This is a genomic window from Candidatus Saccharimonadales bacterium, from assembly GCA_036397795.1.
Classification (GTDB): Bacteria; Patescibacteriota; Saccharimonadia; order Saccharimonadales; family DASWIF01; genus DASWIF01.
Genome location: DASWIF010000027.1, coordinates 1 through 1804, shown reverse-complemented (window position 1 = coordinate 1804; position 1804 = coordinate 1). Strand labels below are relative to the sequence as shown.

Here is a 1804-nt window from a genome sequence, read left to right as displayed (position 1 = left end):
GTCGCTATTCTTGAAGTTCGAGACAAAGACGGGAATGTTCTTGAGGAATATGAAAGAGTCGAGCGCAAAGTTTTGGAAACCGAGGTGGCGCGTCAAATCAATAACGTCCTAACCGATAACGCCGCCCGGGCATACATCTTTGGAGAGAATAACTATTTAACACTCGGTGGCCGGCCGGTGGCGGCTAAAACAGGTTCTACTAACGACTACCGCGATGCCTGGACAATCGGCTACACGCCCTCATTGGCGGTTGGCGTTTGGGTTGGGAATAATAACAACAATCCAATGCGGCGAGGCGCGGCCGGTGGCGTGGTGGCCGCCCCGATTTGGAATACCTTTATGCGGCGGGTGTTGGGCGACACTCCGGTTGAGTCTTTTCGAGCCCCGGCTCCAATTGAAACTGACAAGCCGGTCTTAAACGGGAGTATTGCCGGTGGCGTTAAAGTCAAGGTTGACAGGGCGTCAGGCAAGCTCGCCACCAACCTAACCCCCGAGAGTATGGTTGAAGAACGAACCTACCAAAGCGGCCACAGTATTTTGTACTTCATCAACCCGGAAGACCCGCTCGGAAACGCGGCTCCAATTCAATCCGGCAAGCAGTTTGAGCGTTGGGAACAAGCCATTGTTAATTGGGCCGAACGCCAAGAAATAACGCTTGAACAGCCACCAACTGAGTTTGATGACGTTCATGTCTCGGCCAATCAGCCGCGAGTCACTATTCTTAACCCCGGCAGCGGCGCTACAATCAGCCAACGCGCGCTGACCGCCAACGTCCAGACCAGCGCGCCGCGTGGCGTGGTTCGGGTTGAATATTATATTGACAACATCTTAATTGCCAACGTCACGCAATCCCCGTTTGACTTGGCCGTCACGCTTCAAGACCCGCGCGTCCAAACCGGCTCTCGTTCCTTCCGAGCAGTTGCTTATGATGACGTTGAAAACGCCGGCCAGTCAAGTATTACTCTCCAATTCAATTTGCCGGCTCTCCCGTCCGCGCTGACGTGGACAAAACCTGTATCCGGCACAACCCTGAGCCAAGCTGATTTCCCGCTGACGCTTGAAGCAAATTTGAGTAATTTCGAAAACATTAACCGCGTCGACCTGATTATGCGGCGGGATAACCAAGACAGTTACATCAACACCATTCGGCAATTCTCGGGTGGCCGACTCTTGGGTCAGTGGTCTCAAACACCGACTGTCGGCGTGCTACAAGTGGTGGCAAAAATTATCAACAAAGACGGCTTCCAGTACGAGAGCGAACCCTTGGATCTCATCGTTAATTAGAAAATTTGTTGTTACAAAAAACCGTCCCTAAACCCTGGGATGGTTTTTTATTATGACTCTTGTTGGTTGATTTTATCCTTACTGCTTAATAGGCATTATCAAATACAGATATTCCGCGCCTTTTGTGTTGGGTGTAATAAGGCACGGACTTGAAGCGTCAATTATTCCAAGCTCTACCTGTTCACTGGCGATGTTTTGCAAACCATCCAAAAGATACCGGTAGTTAAGCGCGATACTATTCCCCTCTCCGGTGATAACCGCGTCCAGTTTGGTGGTATTTTGACCCAGCTGACCGCTGGTTGCGGAAATCTCGACCTCTTTTTGGTCTGGCTTCACGTCCAGCATAATGTCAAAAATTCCGCTCCTCGCGAACAGACTGGCGCCTTTTGTGGCCGTGTTTAATTCCCGCGTTGCCACCACCACCTTGGTTGGAGTTTGCTGCGGGATTATTTGTTGGTAGTCGGGGTATGCTCCGTCCACCAGCCGTGAAACCAACTCAATCCCCCCAAAAGTAAAAGTA

Annotated in this window: 2 protein-coding genes; one reads left to right on the top strand and one right to left on the bottom strand. The window is 51.1% G+C overall.

What is annotated here, in order from left to right:
• Nucleotides 1-1284: Ig-like domain-containing protein (locus tag VGA08_01750; GenBank protein HEX9679319.1), on the top strand; the 1284-nt coding region annotated here is incomplete at its 5' end.
• 78 nt (nucleotides 1285-1362) lie between these two features.
• On the opposite strand, the gene VGA08_01745 is transcribed toward VGA08_01750, so the two are convergent.
• Nucleotides 1363-1804 (bottom strand): DNA polymerase III subunit beta (locus VGA08_01745; GenBank protein HEX9679318.1); only part of this gene is annotated, 442 nt, incomplete at its 5' end.